The 13525-nt window shown below is 61.7% G+C and carries 11 protein-coding genes; 9 read left to right on the forward strand and 2 right to left on the reverse strand.

Annotation, left to right across the window (positions count from 1 at the left end):
- Nucleotides 1-64: 64 nt before the first annotated feature.
- Nucleotides 65-1174 (reverse strand): aromatic ring-hydroxylating oxygenase subunit alpha, encoded by a 1110-nt coding sequence (locus FNZ07_RS06475; protein ID WP_091012676.1) that lies wholly within the window; start codon nucleotides 1172-1174, stop codon nucleotides 65-67.
- A 290-nt stretch (nucleotides 1175-1464) separates the two neighbouring features.
- Here FNZ07_RS06475 and FNZ07_RS06480 point away from each other — a divergent pair, with 290 nt between their 5' ends.
- From FNZ07_RS06480 to folE2, 4 genes are all read left to right on the forward strand, one after another.
- The gene (locus FNZ07_RS06480) at nucleotides 1465-1773 is read left to right on the forward strand and encodes an exodeoxyribonuclease VII small subunit (protein ID WP_091012678.1); all 309 of its coding nucleotides are present in this window, start codon (nucleotides 1465-1467) and stop codon (nucleotides 1771-1773) included.
- Entirely contained in the window at nucleotides 1770-2651 is an 882-nt protein-coding gene (locus FNZ07_RS06485) for a polyprenyl synthetase family protein (protein WP_091012680.1), read from the forward strand. Before FNZ07_RS06480 ends, FNZ07_RS06485 begins: the two co-directional genes overlap by 4 nt.
- 96 nt (nucleotides 2652-2747) lie before the next feature.
- Nucleotides 2748-4658, forward strand: a complete 1911-nt coding sequence (dxs, locus tag FNZ07_RS06490) for a 1-deoxy-D-xylulose-5-phosphate synthase (RefSeq protein ID WP_091012683.1) — start codon at nucleotides 2748-2750, stop codon at nucleotides 4656-4658.
- Between the two features lie 167 nt (nucleotides 4659-4825).
- On the forward strand, nucleotides 4826-5632 hold the full coding sequence (gene folE2, locus FNZ07_RS06495; protein ID WP_091012896.1) for a GTP cyclohydrolase FolE2: 807 nt from the start codon (nucleotides 4826-4828) through the stop codon (nucleotides 5630-5632).
- A 67-nt stretch (nucleotides 5633-5699) separates the two neighbouring features.
- Here folE2 and tsaD read toward each other — a convergent pair whose 3' ends face one another.
- Nucleotides 5700-6725, reverse strand: a complete 1026-nt coding sequence (tsaD, locus tag FNZ07_RS06500; protein ID WP_091012686.1) for a tRNA (adenosine(37)-N6)-threonylcarbamoyltransferase complex transferase subunit TsaD — start codon at nucleotides 6723-6725, stop codon at nucleotides 5700-5702.
- Nucleotides 6726-6828: 103 nt separating this feature from the next.
- Between tsaD and FNZ07_RS06505 the strand changes: the two genes are divergently transcribed.
- The 5 genes from FNZ07_RS06505 to rpoD all read left to right on the forward strand — a co-directional run bounded on the left by FNZ07_RS06505 (nucleotide 6829) and on the right by rpoD (nucleotide 13443).
- Nucleotides 6829-8046: a BaiN/RdsA family NAD(P)/FAD-dependent oxidoreductase gene (locus FNZ07_RS06505; RefSeq protein ID WP_091012688.1), complete on the forward strand. Its 1218-nt coding sequence runs from the start codon at nucleotides 6829-6831 to the stop codon at nucleotides 8044-8046.
- Nucleotides 8047-8114: 68 nt separating this feature from the next.
- The gene (rpsU, locus tag FNZ07_RS06510) at nucleotides 8115-8327 is read left to right on the forward strand and encodes a 30S ribosomal protein S21 (RefSeq protein ID WP_091012690.1); all 213 of its coding nucleotides are present in this window, start codon (nucleotides 8115-8117) and stop codon (nucleotides 8325-8327) included.
- A 252-nt stretch (nucleotides 8328-8579) separates the two neighbouring features.
- Nucleotides 8580-9026 carry a GatB/YqeY domain-containing protein gene (locus FNZ07_RS06515; RefSeq protein ID WP_091012692.1) on the forward strand — a complete coding sequence of 149 codons (447 nt, stop codon included), beginning with the start codon at nucleotides 8580-8582 and terminating at the stop codon, nucleotides 9024-9026.
- 70 nt (nucleotides 9027-9096) lie between these two features.
- A complete protein-coding gene (gene dnaG, locus FNZ07_RS06520) occupies nucleotides 9097-10956 on the forward strand; it encodes a DNA primase (protein ID WP_091012695.1) in 1860 nt (619 codons plus the stop codon).
- Between the two features lie 78 nt (nucleotides 10957-11034).
- Nucleotides 11035-13443, forward strand: a complete 2409-nt coding sequence (gene rpoD, locus FNZ07_RS06525; RefSeq protein WP_091012696.1) for an RNA polymerase sigma factor RpoD — start codon at nucleotides 11035-11037, stop codon at nucleotides 13441-13443.
- Nucleotides 13444-13525 lie beyond the last annotated feature (82 nt).

The following is a 13525-nucleotide window of genomic DNA, read 5'->3' on the forward strand; positions in this document are numbered from 1 at the left end:
AAACAAAAAAGACGGGCCGAAGCCCGTCTTTCCGTCGTTCTATGCAGTCTGCGTGCCGCGTGGTTCAGGCGATCGCACCGAGTTCGCGCCGCAAAAACTCGTGGAAGTGCTGCATACCGTCTTCCATCGGGCTCTGATACGGACCAACCTGCGATTCGCCACGCTCCATCAACGCCCGTCGGCCGGCGTCCATCCGCTCGGCGATCTCGTCGTCTTCACGGGCCGTTTCCATATAGGCGGCGCGCTCGGCTTCGACGAATTCGCGTTCGAACAGCGCGATTTCCTCGGGGTAATAGAACTCGACCACGTTGGTGGTGTGTTGCGGCCCGCGCGGAATCAGCCACGATACGACCAGCACATGCGGATACCACTCGATCATGATGCCCGGGTAGTACACCATCCAGATCGCGCCGAACTCGGGCGGCTCGCCACCGCGGAAACGCAGCACTTCGTCGTGCCACTTGCGGTACGTCGGACTACCCGGACGCGCGAGCTCGTTATGCACGCCGACGGTCTGCACGCTATACCAGTCGCCGAATTCCCAGGTCAGGTCGTCACACGACACAAAGCTGCCGAGACCCGGATGGAACGGAACGACGTGGTAATCCTCCAGATAGACCTCGATGAAGGTCTTCCAGTTGTAGTTGCATTCGTGGACTTCGACGTGATCGAACATGAAGCTCGAGAAGTCGAAATGCTGCTTCGTGCCGAGACGCGACAGATCTTTGGCGACATCGCGGCCCTGCGCCTCGAATAGCAAGCCCTGCCAGTTCTGCAGCGGCGTGGCGCCGAGATTCAGGCAAGGGTTGTCCGCGAAATGCGGTGCGCCGAGGAGCTGGCCGTTCAGATCGTACGTCCAGCGATGCAGGGGACAGACGATATTCTCCGTCTGGCCGCGGCCGTTGAGCATGATGGCCTGGCGATGGCGGCACACGTTCGACAGCAGTTCGACCTGCGACTGCTGGTTGCGTACGAGCACCCGGCCCTCTTTCTCGCTGGGCAAGGCAAAATAATTCCCCGCGTCCGGCACCATGAGTTCGTGCCCGACGTAGCGAGGACCTTTTTTGAAAAGGGTGTCGATTTCGCGCTTGAGAAGCGCTTCGTCAAAGTAAGCCGTGACTGGCAACTGACTATGAACAGATCTCAGCTGCAATGCATTGCTCAGATTGGACATTCCCACTCCCGTGAAGACGTGAAAGCAGTGAACAACCCAACCATCGAAGATTCGATTGATTTAGGGAGCCCGCGATTATACCTGTTTCCCCCTCCTGGGGATACTTAAGTCCCTGATTTGGGTCAAAATTATCGAGGAAGTTCGCGGTCTTCCGGCCCTTATGGAGAATTTTCTTCCGATGTTACGTCGCCGCTCTGCAAGCCCCGTGGAATGGGCGTGAGCCCCCGAGCGGCTCGGAATTGTCGCTTTTGCCGTAGAATGTCCGACTTGTTTTAAATTTGCGACGATTCATGGCGAAGACCGCAACGAAAGACCCCGCTGCTCCGCCTGTCCAGGGCGTCGACGGCACACCGCTGCCCGAGCATTACGAGGCAGCGCTCGCGGAACTGGAAGGACTGGTCGCGCGTATGGAAGGCGGCAGTCTGAGCCTCGAAGAGTCGCTGAGCGCGTACCGGCGCGGCGCGACGCTTGTCGCGTTTTGCCAGCAACAACTGGAGAAGGTGGAACAGCAAGTGCGCGTACTCGATGGCGAGACGCTGAAGCCGCTGTCCACGAACCCCGCAGGAACAACCGCCGCCGAGAGCGGAGACGATTTATGACCTTTGAAGAATGGATGCGTGCCGTACTCGACCGTGTCGAGACGGCGCTCGATCACTATTTGCCGGCACAGAGCATCGAGCCGGCGCAACTGCACGAAGCGATGCGCTACGCCGTGATGGGCGGCGGCAAGCGCGTGCGTCCGTTGCTGTGTCACGCAGCGGGCGAGTTGACCGGTGCCCAGGCGGCCTCTGTCGAAGCGGCATCGGCGGCACTGGAAATGATCCATGTGTATTCGCTCGTGCACGATGACATGCCATGCATGGACGACGACGCACTGCGCCGCGGCAAGCCCACGGTACACGTCAAATATGACGAAGCGACGGCACTGCTGGTTGGCGATGCGCTGCAGTCGCAGGCATTCGTTGCGCTGACGGCTGATGTCCTGGCGCCCGCGCAGCAGGCGGCGCTCGTGCGCGAACTGGCGCTCGCGAGCGGCTCGGTCGGCATGGCGGGCGGTCAGGCCATCGATCTGGCGAGCGTCGGCCATACGCTGACGCGGCCGCAACTGGAAACGATGCACCGCAAGAAAACCGGCGCGCTGCTGCGCGCGGCAGTCCGCATGGGCGCTCTCGCGGGCACGGCGCCCGACGCCGCGGCAATGAGCGCCCTCGATGCATACTCGGCCGCAGTCGGCCTCGCGTTTCAGGTGGTCGACGACATCCTCGATGTCACGACCGATTCCGCGACGCTCGGCAAGACCGCAGGAAAGGATGCGAAGGACGGCAAGCCGACCTACGTATCGATCATTGGGCTCGACGCGTCGCGTGCGCTGGCCGCGCAGTTGCGCGCGGATGCACATGCAGCGCTCGCGCCGTTCGGCGCCCGCGCACAGCGTCTGGCCGAGCTTGCCGATCTGGTTGTAAACCGGGTGAGCTGAAGCAGTATCAACGCGAAAGCTCGCCGCCGCGCACATCACGCTACGGTGTGCGTGAATGAAGTGCGGGCACGCAAGTTTTCCTACAATGGAACGACGATGTACGACTTGCTGAAAACCATAGACGACCCGGCAGCCTTGCGCCGCCTCGATCGCCGCCAGTTGCAACCGCTTGCAGACGAGTTGCGCGCCTTCGTGCTCGACAGCGTATCGCAGACGGGCGGCCATCTGTCGTCCAACCTCGGCACGGTCGAGCTGACGATCGCGTTGCACTACGTGTTCGACACGCCGCGCGACCGGATCGTCTGGGACGTCGGCCATCAAACCTATCCGCACAAGATCCTGACGGGCCGTCGCGAGCAGATGCATTCGCTGCGCCAGCAAGGCGGCATTTCGGGCTTTCCGCGTCGTACCGAGTCGGAATACGACACGTTCGGCACGGCCCATTCGAGCACGTCGATCTCGGCCGCGCTCGGTATGGCGATCGCGTCGAAGCTGCAAAACGACGAGCGCTACGCGATTGCCGTGATCGGCGATGGTGCGATGACCGCGGGCATGGCCTTCGAGGCGATGAACAACGCCGGTGTCGCTGATGACGTACCGCTGCTCGTAATCCTCAACGACAACGACATGTCGATCTCGCCGCCGGTCGGCGCATTGAATCGCCATCTCGCGCGTCTGATGTCCGGTCGCTTCTATGCGGCTGCGCGCGCCGGCGTCGAACGCGTGCTGCGCGTCGCGCCGCCGATGCTCGACCTCGCGCGCAAACTCGAAGAACACGCGAAGGGCATGGTAATGCCGGCTACGTTGTTCGAAGAGTTCGGCTTCAACTACATCGGCCCGATCGATGGCCACGATCTCGATTCGCTGATCCCGACGTTGCAGAACATCAAGGAACTGCGCGGTCCGCAGTTCCTGCACGTCGTGACGAAGAAAGGTCAGGGCTACAAGCTCGCCGAAGCCGATCCGGTGCTGTACCACGGTCCCGGCAAGTTCAATCCGGCTGAAGGCATCAAGCCTTCGACAGCGCCTAGCAAGAAGACCTATACAACTGTGTTCGGCGAATGGCTGTGCGATGCCGCCGAACTCGACGCGCGCGTAGTCGGCATTACGCCTGCGATGCGCGAAGGCTCGGGCATGGTCGAATTCGAAAAGCGTTTCCCGGATCGCTATTTCGACGTCGGCATTGCCGAGCAGCACGCAGTGACGTTTGCAGGCGGTCTGGCCGCCGACGGCATGAAGCCTGTCGTCGCGATCTATTCGACGTTCCTGCAGCGCGCCTACGACCAGTTGATTCACGACGTCGCATTGCAGAACCTGCCGGTGGTCTTCGCGATCGATCGCGCGGGTCTCGTCGGTGCGGATGGCGCGACGCACGCGGGTGCGTACGATCTCGCGTTCCTGCGCTGCATTCCGAACATGACGGTGATGGCTGCATCGGACGAAAACGAATGCCGGCAGATGCTGTACACGGCGTTGCAGCAACCGAACCCGAGTGCCGTGCGTTATCCGCGTGGCGCTGGTACGGGAGTGGCGACCGTCAAGCAGATGGCGGCGATTCCGCTCGGCAAGGGTGAAGTGCGTCGCGAGAGCTCGCAGGCGGCCGGCAAGCGCATCGCGATCCTCGCGTTCGGCACGATGGTGGCACCGGCGCTCGCAGCAGCGGAGCAGCTCGATGCGACGGTGGCGAACATGCGCTTCGTGAAGCCGCTCGATGCCGATCTGGTTCGTCGTCTGGCCGAAACGCACGATGCGATCGTCACCGTCGAAGAAGGCTGCGTGATGGGCGGCGCCGGTTCGGCCTGCGTGGAAGCCCTGCTGACGAGTGGGGTTATCCGCCCCGTACTACAATTGGGCCTCCCCGATCGCTTCATCGATCACGGTGATCCTGCGAAGCTGCTCGCCGAATGCGGCCTCGACGGCGCAGGCATCGCGAAATCGATCCGTGAACGTTTTCAGGATCATGCGGCCGGGGCCGTTGCAGGCCAGTCGGTGAAACGCGTCGCGTGACGCGCTCGCTATCCCGGTCATAGCAAACTCCAACTTGAATCGATGGGCTGCGCAGCCCATCATGCAGCGCCGGCATGTGCCGGCGTTTGCCGTTGCATGAGCAATGGAATAGAGCGGCGTTCGCGCCGTTATATGTTCATAGCCGCGCGACTCGTGAGGACATGAAGATGAACCAGATGAATCCCGCCTTTGTGATGCCCGACGTGCAGAGCACGCTCGATACGCGCCAGATTCCGATTCAACGGGTCGGTGTGAAGGCGGTGCGACATCCGGTCACCGTCCGCACGCAAACGGGCGAAGCGCAGCCTACTGTCGGTACATGGAACCTCGACGTCCATCTGCCCGCCGACCAGAAGGGCACGCACATGTCGCGCTTCGTTGCGCTGCTCGAAGAGAATCGCGTGCCGCTCGATACAACAGCGTTTCGTACGATGCTCGCCTCGATGCTCGAAAAGCTCGAGGCCGAAGCAGGGCGTATTGAAGTGTCGTTTCCGTATTTCGTCAGCAAGGTGGCGCCCGTGTCGGGTGTGCAGAGTCTGCTCGATTACGAAGTGACGCTGACCGGTGAAACGCGCCATGGCGTGACTCGCGTGTTTCTCAAGGTGCTCGTGCCGGTGACGAGCCTGTGCCCGTGCTCGAAGAAGATCTCGCAGTACGGTGCGCACAACCAGCGCTCGCACGTGACGATCGATGCGGAACTTGCCGGCGACGTAGCAGTGGAAGAACTGATCCGTATCGCCGAAGAGGAAGCGTCGTGCGAACTGTGGGGCCTGCTCAAGCGGCCGGACGAGAAGTTCGTGACCGAGCGTGCTTATGAGAATCCGAAGTTCGTTGAAGACCTGGTGCGTGACGTTGCACAACGGTTGAACGCGGATGCGCGCATTGTCGCGTACGTGCTTGAAGCCGAGAACTTCGAGTCGATCCACAATCACAGCGCGTATGCACTGATCGAACACGACAAGCGCGTGCGCTAGTCGTAGCGTTCGTTTTAGTGGAAGAGCGGCCGCTATAGCGGCCGCTTTTTTGTTTACTGCGCGGTGTTTATCGTGCGAGCGACGCCAGATCCCAACGCGGCTTCACGGTGAACGCATAGTCCTTGCCCGCTTGCGATGGCCAGCGCTGCAACCGCAGCGCGCCTGCCAGCGCGATCATCGCGCCGTTGTCGGTGCACAGCGACAGGTCCGGGTAGTGGACATCGAAGCCGCGCTTTTTCGCCGCCGCCGACAACGCATCGCGCAGTTGCCGGTTCGCACCCACACCGCCTGCCACGACGAGCCGCTTGAGCTGCGTGCGCTTGAGCGCTGCAAGCGACTTCGCTACGAGGACATCGACGGTCGCGTCGACGAAACCGCGCGCGAGATCGGCCTTGTCCTGTTCGCAGACGTTGGTACCGAGCTTCTTCACGTGAGTGAGTACCGCGGTCTTGAGGCCGCTGAAGCTGAAGTCGAGATCGCCGGAATGCAGCATCGGTCGCGGCAGCGCGACGGCGCCTGGCGTGCCGAATTCCGCCATTCGCGAGACTTCCGGGCCACCTGGGTAGCCGAGGCCGAGTAGCTTGGCGGTTTTGTCGAAGGCTTCGCCGGCGGCGTCGTCGAGGGTTTCGCCGAGCGTTTCGTAAACACCGACGTCGGTGACGCGCATCAACTGCGTGTGTCCGCCGGACACCAGCAGCGCCACGAACGGAAACGGCGGCGGTTCGTCCACGAGCAGCGGCGACAGCAGATGCCCTTCGAGATGATGAATGCCGACGGTCGGCTTGTCCCATGCCATCGCGAGCGCGTTGGCGATACTGGCGCCTACTAGCAGCGCGCCTGCAAGACCCGGTCCTTGCGTATACGCAATTGCATCGATGTCGCCGCGCGCCCGACCCGATTGCGCGAGCACTTCTTCAAGCAGCGGCAGCGCGCGCCGAATGTGATCGCGCGACGCAAGCTCCGGCACCACACCGCCGTACTCCCGATGCATGGCGATCTGCGAATGCAACGCGTGCGCAAGCAGACCGCGCTCGGTGTCGTAGAGCGCAAGGCCGGTTTCGTCGCAGGAGCTTTCGATGCCAAGAACGAGCATGGTCGGTGGGTGGAGCAGGGCGCCGGAGCGGGCGTCTACAAGGTCAGAAAGAAGCCTGAAAGTATAGCAGTGGGGGAAAAGGGCCGCAGGTACAATGCGCGCCATGGAATCTTTCGATATCGCGGTCATCGGCGCAGGCGCGGCGGGCATGATGTGTGCGGCGGTTGCCGGCCAGCTCGGACAGCGCGTCGTGTTGATCGACCATGCGCCTCGCCTGGCAGAGAAAATCCGCATTTCGGGCGGCGGTCGCTGCAACTTCACGAATCTGCACGCGGGGCCGGCCAATTATCTGTCGGCGAACCCGCATTTTTGCCGTTCGGCGCTGGCCCGCTATACGCCTCGCGATTTCATGGCGCTGCTCAAGCGCCATCACGTCACATGGCATGAAAAGCACAAGGGGCAGTTGTTCTGCGACCAGTCGAGCGATGCCGTCATCGATGTGCTGAAAAACGAGTGCGACGCGGGCGGGATCGCATGGCGCCGGCCGCTCGCGGTCGAACAGGTCACGCGCAACGCGGACAACAGCTTCACGCTCGATACTGGTGCAGGCCAGATTGGCGCCCGCGCACTGGTGATCGCCACCGGTGGTCTCTCGATCCCAAAGATCGGCGCCACCGACTTTGCCTATCGTCTGGCAAAACAGTTTGGCCACAAGCTGATCGATACGCGCCCGGCGCTCGTCCCGCTGACTTTCGCCGCAGCCGACTGGGCGCCGTTTGCGGCGTTGTCGGGCGTGTCGCTTGAGGTCCGGGTCAGCACCGGCGGGAAGAAGACGGGCGGTGAGTTCGTCGAGGACCTGCTGCTCACCCACCGCGGGCTATCGGGCCCCGGCGTGCTGCAGATTTCGAGCTTCTGGCAACCGGGCGAGCCGATCCACGTGGATTTGCTGCCCGAGCATGACGCCGAGACTGCTTTGCTGGAGGCGAAGGCCGGCTCGAAGCGCCAGATCGCCAACCTGCTGGCCGACTGGGTGCCGGCGCGGCTTGCCCATGTCTGGCTGGAGACCCACCGTGTTGCCGCCGACGCCCGAGTGGCCGATCTACCGGATCGCACCTTGCGCGGTATCGGTGAGGCGCTGTCGCGCTGGACGCTCACGCCGAACGGCACCGAAGGCTACCGCAAGGCCGAAGTCACACGAGGCGGCGTCGATACGCGGGAGCTGTCGTCATCGACGATGATGAGCGCCCGGGTGCCCGGGCTGTACTTTATTGGCGAGGCCGTCGACGTTACGGGCTGGCTCGGCGGCTACAACTTCCAGTGGGCGTGGGCTTCCGGCGTAGCAGCGGGCCAGGCTGCCGCGGAGCACGTTCGCGGGGCTTGACGAGACCGTGTCTTTGTGCAGAACGTCTGCTATAATCGTCAATCTTTGCCAAGCTCCGTTATTGAAAAATGACGACTGTCCGCTTAAAAGAGAACGAACCCTTCGAAGTCGCGATGCGCCGTTTCAAGCGCACGATCGAGAAGAACGGTTTGTTGACCGAACTTCGGGCGCGCGAGTTTTACGAGAAGCCAACGGCGGAACGTAAGCGCAAGAAGGCGGCAGCGGTGAAGCGTCATTTCAAGCGGTTGCGCAGCCAGATGCTGCCAAAGAAGTTTTACTGATTCTGGCGTTGCCGCAGCCCACGGGCTTCCGGCGGCGGATCCACCAACCGGCAACCGGCGGCACCCCACGGCGCCGCAAGCGGAACAGCTAGGCCTGCGAGGCCGTCATGGTAAGGCCGCATCCACTACGCGCAATTGCGCCGACCCGCTTGAGGACACTCCCAAGCGGGTTTTTGTGTTGATGCATGAAGCTTTCCGTGTCTGTCGGTGCTTTTCCGTGTTTTTTGCAACTTCCAACGCATCAGGTGAGCAATGAGTCTCAAGGAACAGATCACTGAGGACATGAAAGCGGCCATGCGGGCGCGCGAGACCGAGCGTCTCGGCACGATCCGCCTGCTGCTGGCCGCGATCAAGCAGCGCGAAGTCGACGAGCGCATCACGCTCGACGACGCAGCCGTGACCGCTGTGATCGACAAGATGATCAAGCAGCGGAAAGATTCGATTAGCCAGTTCGAAGCGGCCGGCCGCGACGATCTCGTCGCCAAGGAAAACGCCGAACTGGTCGTGCTGTCGGCGTATATGCCCGCGCAACTGTCCGCCGACGAAGTCGCTGCCGAAATCCAGGCCGCCGTCGCGCAGACCGGTGCCGCCGGCCCGCAGGACATGGGCAAGGTAATGGGTGTGTTAAAGCCGAAGCTGGCCGGCCGTGCCGACATGACGGCGGTCTCCGCGCAGGTTAAGGCGGCTCTCAGCAAGTAAATCCGTTTTCAGGCCATGCGGCTCAGGCGAGCCGCGTGGCCTGTCTGTTTTCAGGGCATCGTCGTATAACGTGATTCCGCACTCGTTTCTGCAGGACCTGCTCAACCGCGTCGATATCGTCGACGTGGTGGGCAAGTACGTCCAGTTGAAAAAGGGCGGGGCGAATTTCATGGGGCTGTGCCCGTTTCATAACGAGAAGAGCCCTTCGTTCACCGTTAGTCCGACTAAGCAGTTCTATCACTGCTTCGGGTGCGGCGCGCATGGCACGGCCATCGGTTTTCTGATGGAGCACGCGGGGCTGACGTTTCCCGAAGCGGTCAACGATCTGGCGCAATCGGTGGGGTTGACGGTGCCGCGTGAAGAATCGCTGGCGCGCGGTAGCGCTGGCTATGCGCCAGCGGCATCGAAAGCGGTGACGACGGCGTTGTCGGACGTGATGCAGGTCGCGTGCGACTTCTACCGCAAGCAGTTGCGCGGAGCGCCGAACGCAATCGAGTACCTCAAGAAGCGTGGTCTGACCGGCGAGATCGCGGCCCGTTTCGGGCTCGGCTACGCGCCCGACGGATGGCAGAGCCTCGAAGCGACATTCCCCAACTATCGGGACGATGCGCTGGTCGAAGCGGGGCTCGTTATCGTCAGTGAAAAGGCCGATACGCAAGGCGAGGCGCGCCGCTACGACCGGTTCCGCGAGCGGATCATGTTCCCGATCCGCAATGTGAAGGGCCAGGTGATCGGCTTCGGCGGCCGGGTGCTGGATGGCGGTGAGCCCAAGTATTTGAATTCGCCGGAAACGCCGCTATTTAACAAGGGTAGCGAGCTGTACGGCCTGTTCGAGGCGCGGCTTGCGATTCGCGAACAGCATTATGTGCTGGTGGTCGAAGGCTACATGGATGTGGTGGCGCTTGCGCAGCTCGGCTTTCAGAACGCTGTGGCGACCCTCGGCACGGCCTGCACGCCGATTCATGTGCAGAAACTGATGCGCCAGACCGAGACGGTGATTTTCAGCTTCGACGGCGATTCGGCGGGGCGGCGCGCTGCAAGGCGTGCGCTTGATGCGTGTTTGCCGCACGCGGCGGACAACCGTACGATCCGCTTTCTGTTCCTGCCATCCGAGCACGACCCGGACAGCTATGTGCGCGAGTTCGGCACGGAAGGCTTTGCCGAACAGGTCGAACGGGCGATGCCGCTGTCGCAGTTCATGTTGAACGAAGTGCTGGCGGGTAAGGAGTTGGACCAGCCGGAAGGCCGCGCACGCGCGCTCTTCGACGCGAAACCGCTGCTGCAGGCGCTGCCCGCTAACGCGCTGCGGGCGCAGATCATGCACATGTTCGCGGACCGGCTCGACGTGCCGTTCGACGAAGTGGCGGCGTTGTGCGAGGTCGATGCGCGGATTGCCGCCGCAGCGCGCAGCGCGCCGGCCCGTAAGGACCGCCGCAGCGTGACCGGGATCGAGCAGCGGGCGTTGCGCAATCTGGTCATGCATCCGCGCATCGTTGCGACACTCGATGACGATACTGAGCACGCGCTGGTGACCATTACCCGGCACGGCGAGTTGTTCGAGGAAGTGGCTACACATGCTCGCGCACTGGGCGAAGCGGCTGAGTTCCAGTTGCTTTCGGACCTGTTGCGGAATGGGGAAAACGCCCCCACCTTCGAGGAAATCTTTCGCGAAATTCTGGACTATGATGAAAACGTCCGGGATCTGTTGCTAAAGGATCCGGAAGACGCCGCCGTTGCTGAAGAGCGCCGCGAGCACGAGCGGCTGGCGGGCGAGGAACTGAAGGCGGCGATCCTGAAGATGCGTTACGACGCGTACTGCGACCGGCTCGAACAGCTGTCGCGGCAGTCGAAACATACCCCCGAAGAATTCGTGGAACTGACGGAATTGAATCAGAAACGGGCTGACATGAAACGTCAGCTCGGGCTGTAAGCAGAGAGGGGCTGAAACCGAGGTGCTATAATAAAAGGTTTTCAGCGGTTTGTTTTCCAAGGCAAAAGGCGAATTGCAATGGCAAAGACTACAGGCGGAAAGACAGCGACAGGTACAGGCAAAGGCTCTGAGGAGCCGACCAGAAAGGTCACATCGGCCAGACCCGCTACTCCCGCGAAAAAAGCGTCGGCCACAAGCGTTACGCCTGCTGCGGGGAAGAAACCCTCGACCACTTCTGCCGCGCGAGCGGCACCGGAAAGCGTTGTGAAACCGGTGGCCAAAGCGTCGGCGAAAGCCGCGCAACCGGCTACGAAGCGGCCGAGTTCCAGAAGCGCAAGGGAAGCGGCTGCCGCGCAGGACGATGCGGCAGCGCGCGAGACTCCAGTATCCACGGTTCAACCGGCTGTTGTCCAGCAGCCGCGAGTCGAGACTATAGCCAGTACGGCGAACTCCATGACGAAAAAGCTGAACGAAGTATCCGTCGATGACGCACCCCAAACCGAGGAACCCGCCGCGGTTCCAGGCAAGGTCGAAAAGGCCAAGGCACGCGACCGCCGCGCGAAGGAAAAAGCGCTGCTGAAGGATGCGTTCGCGTCCACCCAACCCGGCACCGCCGAAGAACTCGAAGAGCGTCGCGCGAAACTGCGCGCGCTGATCAAGCTCGGCAAGGAACGCGGCTTCCTGACGTACGCCGAAATCAACGACCACCTCCCGGATAATTTTGCCGAGACCGAGGCGATCGAAGGCATCATCAGTACGTTTAACGACATGGGCGTGGCCGTTTATGAACAGGCGCCCGATGCCGAAACGCTGCTGCTGAACGACAACGCGCCGGCCGCATCGTCCGACGACGAAGTCGAGGAAGAAGCAGAAGTTGCGCTCTCCACCGTCGACTCCGAATTCGGCCGCACGACCGACCCGGTCCGCATGTACATGCGCGAAATGGGCACGGTCGAGCTGCTGACGCGCGAAGGCGAAATCGAGATCGCGAAGCGTATCGAAGATGGCCTGAAGCACATGGTCATGGCGATCTCCGCATGCCCGACGACAATCGCGGAAATCCTCGCGAATGCCGAGCGCGTCGCGAACGAAGAGATTCGCATCGACGAACTCGTCGACGGCCTGATCGATGACAACGCTGCAGACGCGGATGGTTTCTCCGCGCAGGAAGCGGAAGAAATCGAGAACGAGGTTGAAGAAGAGGAAGCCAGCGAAGAGGAAGAGGAAGACGACGACGGCACTGCGCAGGCTACGGCCAACGCGGCCCAGCTCGAAGCGTTGAAGCGTGCCTCGCTCGAAAAATTCGCGTCGATCAGCGAATGGTTCGACAAGATGCGTCGCGCGTTCGAGAAGGAAGGCTACAAGTCGAAGGCGTATCTGAAGGCGCAGGAAACGATCCAGAACGAACTGATGACCATCCGCTTCACCGCGCGTACCGTCGAGCGTCTGTGCGACACGTTGCGTGCGCAGGTGGACGAAGTGCGTCAGGTCGAACGTCAGATCCTGCATACGGTCGTCGACAAGTGCGGCATGCCGCGTGCCGAGTTCATCGCGCGTTTCCCCGGTAGCGAAACGGATCTCGAATGGTCCGAAAAGATCGTTGCCGAAGGACATGCGTATAGCGCGATCCTCACGCGGAATATTCCCGCGATCCGCGAACAGCAGCAACGTTTGCTGGATCTGCAGGCGCGTGTCGTGCTGCCGCTGAAGGACCTGAAGGAAACCAACCGTCAGATGGCGGCTGGCGAACTGAAGGCCCGTCAGGCGAAGCGCGAGATGACCGAGGCCAACCTGCGTCTCGTGATCTCGATTGCAAAGAAGTATACGAACCGCGGCTTGCAGTTCCTCGACCTGATCCAGGAAGGCAATATCGGCCTGATGAAGGCGGTGGACAAGTTCGAATATCGCCGCGGCTACAAGTTCTCGACGTACGCGACGTGGTGGATCCGTCAGGCCATTACGCGTTCGATTGCGGACCAGGCGCGCACGATCCGGATTCCGGTTCACATGATCGAAACGATCAACAAGATGAACCGTATTTCGCGGCAGATCCTGCAGGAAACCGGTCTTGAGCCGGATCCGGCAACGCTGGCTGAAAAGATGGAGATGCCGGAAGACAAGATCCGCAAGATCATGAAGATCGCGAAGGAACCGATCTCGATGGAAACGCCGATCGGTGACGACGACGATTCGCATCTGGGCGATTTCATCGAGGATACGAACACGGTCGCACCGGCCGATGCCGCGTTGCATGCCAGCATGCGCGATGTCGTGAAGGATGTGCTCGATTCGTTGACGCCGCGTGAAGCGAAGGTGCTGCGGATGCGCTTCGGTATCGAAATGAGCACCGACCATACGCTTGAAGAAGTCGGCAAGCAGTTCGACGTGACACGTGAGCGGATTCGCCAGATCGAGGCGAAGGCACTGCGCAAGCTGCGTCACCCGAGCCGTTCGGACAAGCTGAAGTCGTTCCTCGAAGGCAATTGATCGTACGCGGCGTCTATCAGCGATAACGCCACGCACCAGGGACCTCCCGGTCGTTTTGCGCAAGCAGAGCGATCCACGGAGG

Source organism: Paraburkholderia megapolitana (genome assembly GCF_007556815.1).
GTDB classification, from domain to species: Bacteria; Pseudomonadota; Gammaproteobacteria; order Burkholderiales; family Burkholderiaceae; genus Paraburkholderia; species Paraburkholderia megapolitana.

Coding starts and splice junctions, on each gene's coding strand:
- FNZ07_RS06515 (WP_091012692.1), top strand. CDS start 8,580: ATGAGTCTCAAGGAACAGATCACTGAGGACATGAAAGCGGCCATGCGG.
- dxs (WP_091012683.1), top strand. CDS start 2,748: ATGTACGACTTGCTGAAAACCATAGACGACCCGGCAGCCTTGCGCCGC.
- tsaD (WP_091012686.1), bottom strand. CDS start 6,725: ATGCTCGTTCTTGGCATCGAAAGCTCCTGCGACGAAACCGGCCTTGCG.
- rpoD (WP_091012696.1), top strand. CDS start 11,035: ATGGCAAAGACTACAGGCGGAAAGACAGCGACAGGTACAGGCAAAGGC.
- FNZ07_RS06485 (WP_091012680.1), top strand. CDS start 1,770: ATGACCTTTGAAGAATGGATGCGTGCCGTACTCGACCGTGTCGAGACG.
- FNZ07_RS06480 (WP_091012678.1), top strand. CDS start 1,465: ATGGCGAAGACCGCAACGAAAGACCCCGCTGCTCCGCCTGTCCAGGGC.
- rpsU (WP_091012690.1), top strand. CDS start 8,115: ATGACGACTGTCCGCTTAAAAGAGAACGAACCCTTCGAAGTCGCGATG.
- FNZ07_RS06475 (WP_091012676.1), bottom strand. CDS start 1,174: ATGTCCAATCTGAGCAATGCATTGCAGCTGAGATCTGTTCATAGTCAG.
- folE2 (WP_091012896.1), top strand. CDS start 4,826: ATGAACCAGATGAATCCCGCCTTTGTGATGCCCGACGTGCAGAGCACG.
- FNZ07_RS06505 (WP_091012688.1), top strand. CDS start 6,829: ATGGAATCTTTCGATATCGCGGTCATCGGCGCAGGCGCGGCGGGCATG.